Source organism: Dietzia cercidiphylli (assembly GCF_014145145.1).
GTDB classification, from domain to species: domain Bacteria; phylum Actinomycetota; class Actinomycetes; order Mycobacteriales; family Mycobacteriaceae; genus Dietzia; species Dietzia natronolimnaea.
Map to the genome: position 1 here is coordinate 1 of NZ_JAALEA010000147.1, position 5,865 is coordinate 5,865.

At 71.8% G+C, this 5,865-nt stretch carries 5 protein-coding genes; 3 read left to right on the forward strand and 2 right to left on the reverse strand.

Translation table 11 applies throughout. The features are described from left to right. A partial coding sequence (gene purD / locus G6028_RS05990) for a phosphoribosylamine--glycine ligase (RefSeq protein ID WP_182658327.1) occupies positions 1-908 on the forward strand: 908 nt, incomplete at its 5' end. Positions 909-977: 69 nt separating this feature from the next. On the opposite strand, the gene idi is transcribed toward purD, so the two are convergent. Together idi and G6028_RS06000 are read right to left on the reverse strand one after the other, a co-directional pair. After that, complete coding sequence (idi, locus tag G6028_RS05995; RefSeq protein WP_182658328.1) at positions 978-1,532, reverse strand: isopentenyl-diphosphate Delta-isomerase; 555 nt, start codon at positions 1,530-1,532, stop codon at positions 978-980. 44 nt (positions 1,533-1,576) lie between these two features. Beyond that, positions 1,577-2,716: an acyl-CoA dehydrogenase family protein gene (locus tag G6028_RS06000; protein ID WP_107748804.1), complete on the reverse strand. Its 1,140-nt coding sequence runs from the start codon at positions 2,714-2,716 to the stop codon at positions 1,577-1,579. Between the two features lie 142 nt (positions 2,717-2,858). On the opposite strand from G6028_RS06000, the gene G6028_RS06005 reads away from it, so the two are divergent. After that, complete coding sequence (locus G6028_RS06005; protein WP_182658329.1) at positions 2,859-4,502, forward strand: AMP-binding protein; 1,644 nt, start codon at positions 2,859-2,861, stop codon at positions 4,500-4,502. 75 nt (positions 4,503-4,577) lie between these two features. Beyond that, on the forward strand, positions 4,578-5,865 hold a 1,288-nt coding region (locus G6028_RS06010; RefSeq protein WP_182658330.1), incomplete at its 3' end, for a family 43 glycosylhydrolase.

Genomic DNA, 5,865 nt, shown 5'->3' on the forward strand with positions numbered 1-5,865 from the left:
CGCGCGCCGAGGTCGTCGACTCGCCCGCCGACCTGGACGAGGCGCTCGACCGGTTCGGCCCCACCTGGGTGGTCAAGGACGACGGTCTCGCGGCCGGCAAGGGGGTCGTGGTCACGCCGGACCGCGCCGCCGCGCACGCCCACGCGCTCGCCTGCCTGGACGACGGGCACCCGGTTCTGCTCGAGTCCTTCCTCGACGGCCCCGAGGTGTCGCTGTTCTGTCTCGTGGACGGCGAGACGGTGGTCCCGCTCCTCCCCGCTCAGGATCACAAGCGTGTCGGTGAGGGGGACCGCGGACCCAACACCGGCGGGATGGGTGCCTACACCCCCCTGCCGTGGCTGCCGCAGGGGATGGTCGACCGGATCGTCTCCGAGGTGTGTGAGCCGGTCGCCCGCGAGATGGTCGCACGGGGATGCGGCTTCTCCGGTCTCCTGTACGCGGGTCTGGCGATCACCGCGTCCGGCCCCGAGGTCGTGGAGTTCAACTGCCGTTTCGGTGATCCCGAGACGCAGGCGGTCCTGGCGCTACTGGAGTCGCCCCTCGGGCAGGCCCTCCACGCGGTGGCCACCGGCCGTCTCGCCGAGCTGCCTCCGCTGGTGTGGCGCGACGGCGCCGCCGTGACCGTCGTGCTGGCCGCGGAGAACTACCCGTCCTCGCCACGCCGGGGGGACGTGATCGAGGGCGCCGAGCAGCCGGGGGTCTTCCACGCCGGGACGGCCCGGGACGAGAACGGGCGACTGGTCTCGGCCGGGGGGCGGGTCCTGTCGGTCGTCGGGACCGGTCCCGACCTCGCCGCCGCGCGCGCGGAGGCCTACCGGATCCTCGACGGGGTCGAGCTGGGCGGCGGTCACTTCCGTCGCGACATCGGCCTGGCGGCCGAGGAGGGACACATCAGCATCCCGGGCTGACCGCGGCAGCCCGCCGGGCTGACGGCCGATCCGCCGTCCTCAACGCGCCTGTCCTCACCGAGCCCGTCCTCAACGAGCGTAGAGGGCCATGCGCGGCGCCTGCGCGACCAGCCAGGGGCTGAACGCGAACGGCGTCGCGTCGATGGCCTTGCGCACGTCCTCGGGCCGGGCCCAGTGGTGGGCACACACCTCGTCCGCCCGCGGGGCCAGGTCGGCGCGGATGCGGGCGGTGAACACGGGGCAGATCTCGTTCTCCACGATTCCGGAGTCGTCCACCGCCCGGTACCGGAAGTCCGGCAACGCCGGCTCGATCCCGTCCACGCGCGTCCCGAGTTCCTGTTCCGCCCGTCGCACTATCGCCTCGGCGGGGTCCTCGCCCGGTGCGGGGTGACCGCAGAACGAGTTGGTCCACACACCCGGCCAGGCGCGCTTGTGCAGCGCGCGACGGGTGAGCAGGACGCGGCCCTCCTCGTCGACCACGTGGCACGAGAACGCCAGGTGCAGCGGGGTGTCGGTGGTGTGGACGGTGGCCTTGTCCGCGGAGCCGACGGGCTGGCCGTCCTCCGAGAGGAGGACCACGTACTCGGTGCCCGCGGGAGCGGAGGCGTCGGGGAGGGAGGACATGCCGCCAACCTTAGGCGCTCCGGGCCGGACGGGCCGCCGGGGACTCAGACGGCGAGGTCGCGGGCGATCACCAGTCGCTGGATCTGGTTGGTGCCCTCGAAGATCTGGGTGATCTTGGCCTCGCGCATGTACCGCTCCACGGGGAACTCCCGGGTGTAGCCGACGCCGCCGAGCACCTGGACCGCGTCCGTCGTGACCTTCATCGCCGCGTCCGTGGCGGTGAGCTTGGCGATCGAGGCCTGGCGGGAGTAGGGACGGCCGGCGTCCTTGCGCCGGGCGGCGTCGAGGTACGTGGCGCGGGCGGAGGTCACGGCCGCGGCCATGTCCGCCAGCAGGAAGCCCAGGCCCTGGTGGCCGATGATGGTCTTGCCGAACGCCTCGCGCTCATTGGCGTAGGCGACCGCGTCGTCGAGTGCCCGCTGCGCGATGCCGGTGGCCACCGCGGCGATCCCGAGCCGGCCCGAGTCCAGGGCGGAGAACGCGATGCGCAGTCCGTCGCCCTCGGCGCCCAAGAGACGGGCGGCGTCGACCCGGGCGCCCTCGTAGGCGGCGGTGGTGGTGGGCACGCCGTTCAGGCCCATCTTGTCCTCGGGCTTCCCGAACGTCAGGTTCTCGGTGTCGCGGGGGACCAGGAGACACGAGATTCCGCGGGACCCCTCGCCGGTGCGGACGAAGGTGTTGTACACGTCGGCGATCCCACCGTGTGTGATCCAGGACTTGGTGCCGGTGACCACGAACTCGTCACCCTCGCGCTCGGCGCGGCACCGCAGCGCCGCCGCGTCCGACCCGGCCTGTGGCTCCGAGAGCGAATACGCGCCGATCTGCTCGCCGGCGAGCATCCCGGGCAGCCACTCGGCCTTCTGCTCGTCGGAGCCGGCGGTGGCCAGGGGGAAGCAGGACAGACCGTGCACGCTCGTCGCGACGGCGACAGCCGCCCACCGGGCACCGAGCTCCTCGAGCACCTGCAGGTACACCTCGTACGGCTGGTCGCCGCCGCCGAACTCCTCCGGATAGGGCAGCCCCAGCAGGCCCACCTCGCCGAGTTGCGCGAAGAGCCCCTCGGGATAGGTGTGGTTCCGCTCGTGCTCGGCCGCGATCGGCTCGAGCAGCTTGTCCGCGACCGAGCGGGTCATGTCGAGGAGTTCGTACGCCTCGTCGCTGGGGAGCAGTCGGTCGACGGCCATGGGAGTCCTTCCGGGTACGTGCGGGAATCGTCGGGTGGTCCCATTAGAGTGCACGGCTCCGGAGCAGTCGTACCAGCCCCGAAAGCGGGGGTGCCCGTCGGTGGGTGGTGTGCGGCGGGCCTCTGCAGCAGTATCTGCAGACATGTCTGCAGATACGACCGAGACCACGCCGCCCACCGGTACGCCCCTGTCCCCGGACGAGCTCCTGGCGATCTACGACGTCCCCGGTGCGAGTGCGGCGGAGTTCCTGTGCGACCGCCACGACCCTGACGCCGTGGCCTTCACCGTGATCGACGCCGACCTGTCCGGTCGCGACATCACCTACGGCGAGCTGAAGGTCGGGAGCGAGAAGGTGGCCGCCGCCCTGGCGGCCCTCGGTGTGGGCGAGGGGGACCGGGTCGCCACGCTCATGGCCAAGTCCGCGGACCTGGTGTTCACGCTCATGGGGATCTGGCGCCTGGGCGCGGTGCACATGCCGCTGTTCACCGCGTTCGCCTGGCCCGCCATCGAGATGCGGATCACCGGCGGCGACGCCCGGGTGATCGTGTCCGACGCCGACCAGCGGGGGAAGCTCGAGAGCACGTCCGTCCCGGTGGTCGTGGCCGGGCTGGCGGACTGCCCCGGTGCCCGGGAGGGAGACCTCGACCTCGACACGATCGTCGGCAACCAGGAGCCCGGTCGCGGCGCCGCGGTCACCGGCCCTGACGCCGGGATGGTGATGCTCTTCACCTCGGGCACCACCGGCACCCCCAAGGGGGTCGTCGTCCCCGTCCGCGCGCTCGCCGCGTTCCACCAGTACATCGAGACCGGTCTGGACGTGCGCGCCGACGACGTGTTCTGGAACGGTGCCGATCCGGGCTGGGCGTACGGCCTCTACTACGGCATCCTCGGTCCGCTGGCGGTGGGCCGCCGCAGCCTGCTCCTCCACGCCCGATACACCCCGGAGTTGGCGTTCGCCGTCCTGCAGTACTACGGGGTCACCAACTTCGCGGCGGCGCCGACGGTCTACCGGACGATGCGCGCCAAGCGCGACATCGCGCCGGACGTGAGGCTCCGCCGGGCCTCCGCCGCCGGTGAGCCGCTCACCCCGGAGGTGATCGAGTGGTCGATCGAGCAGTTCGGTGTCGAGGTCCGGGACCAGTACGGCCAGACCGAGCACGGGATGTTCATCATCAACCCCTGGCACGACTCGCTGCGCGAGGACGTCCGTCCCGGGTCCATGGGAGTGCCGCTTCCCGGGTGGGGGTGCACCGTGCTCGCGGCCGACTCCGACGAAACCGCGCCGGTGGGGGAGCTCGGCCGCGTCGCGATCGACGTCCCCGCCAGCCCGCTCATGTGGTTCACGGGGTACCACGACGCGCCCGAGAAGACGGCCGAGCGGTTCAGCGCGGACGGCCGCTGGTACTACACGGGCGACGCGGCCAAGCTCGACGCCGACGGTCATTTCTACTTCTCCAGCCGCGACGACGACGTGATCATCATGTCCGGCTACCGGATCGGCCCGTTCGACGTGGAGTCCGTCCTGGCCAAGCACCCGGACGTGCTGGAGTCGGCGATCATCGGCGTCCCCGACGAACTGGCCGGTGAGGTACTCGAGGCGTACGTCGTGCTGCGCGAGGGTGTCGAGGGTGACGACGACAAGGCGGAGGAACTGCAGAAGTGGGTCAAGACGGAGTTCGCGGCCCACGCGTTCCCCCGGAAGGTCCACTTCGCCCGTGAGCTGCCCAAGACGCCGTCGGGCAAGATCCAGCGGTTCCTGTTGCGCAAGGAGCGCGGGGCGAGATAGAGAGCGCGGAGCGGGGCTCCAACCGGGAGTTACGTACGGTCACATAAAGACGGTTCATGGGTCTATGCTCGGCCGATGAAAATCTCGCGAGGAGCGCGCGCCCTCGGCGCCGCCGCGCTGGCCGTCGTCGTCCCCCTCGTGTCCGCCACCGCGGCGGTGCCCGCGGCCGCGAACCCGGTGATCTCCTCCATCGCCCCGGACCCGTCGGTCCAGAGGGGAGCGGACGGCGCCTTCCACGTCTACGCGTCCTCGGACGACTGGTCGGACGGTGCCGGGTACCGGCTCGTCCCGCACTTCCGGTCCTTCGACCTGGTCGAGTGGGAGTACGTGGGGGACGCCTTCGGATCCCGTCCCTCGTGGGCACCGTCGGGGTCGTACCTGTGGGCGCCGGACGTCCACGTCGCCGACGCCGGAGCGGTCATGTACTACACGACCGGCGGGCCGGCCCCCTGTATCGGGATGGCCACCGCGCCCGGGATCGAGGGCCCGTGGACCCACGGCGGTGCGCCGATCGTCTGCTACGGGGCCGACGCGCCCTATCGGGATCTGGATCCGATGGACCCCGAGGTGGTGTTCACGGCAGACGGCCCGGTCATGTTCATGGGGAACTTCGAGGGGATCCACGCGGTGCGGATGAACCCAGCGGGGACAGCTCTGATCGGCGACCCCGTCCTGGTGGCCGGTACGGGCGTCGAGGCCCCCGCCATCGTCAGCCGCGAGGGCAGGACGCACCTGTTCACCAGTGCTGGACTGTGTTGCAACGGCGAGCAGTCCCAGTACCGGGTGTTGGGTGGCCGCGCCGACGACGTGATGGGCCCGTACTCCGATCGGCAACAGCGCCCGTTGGTGCAGGGGCCGGGTTCCCCGCTGCCCGGCGACGTGATCCTCAAGGGTGACGCCGACTGGGTGGGACCGGGTCACGTCGACGTGACCACCGACGACGCGGGGCAGGACTGGATGCTCTATCACGCCGCCCCCCGCGGCAGCGCCGTGCTCCCCAACGGGGTGCAGCGGAGGTACATGATGCTCGACCGCCTGGACTGGGTCGGCGGGTGGCCCGTGGTCGGGGACGGCACCCCGTCCTCGACCCGGTCCGCCGATCCCGTCGTCTCCCTTCCCGTACGGCTCACGGCGGTGGGTGGTGCGGTGCTCCGGCCGGACCGGGACGGACAGGTGCTCGACGCCTCGGTCCGGATGGACTCGACGGGGTCCGCCTACTCCGGCGACCTGCGCGCCGCGCTCACCGGACCCGACAAGCGCCGGGTCGCGTTGCCCGTGCTCGTCGACGGGCAGGCGCTGCCGTCCGTCCCCCAGGCCGTCGGTGCGGGTGCGACCGTGACCCGCGCGCTGACCCTGCGCCCCG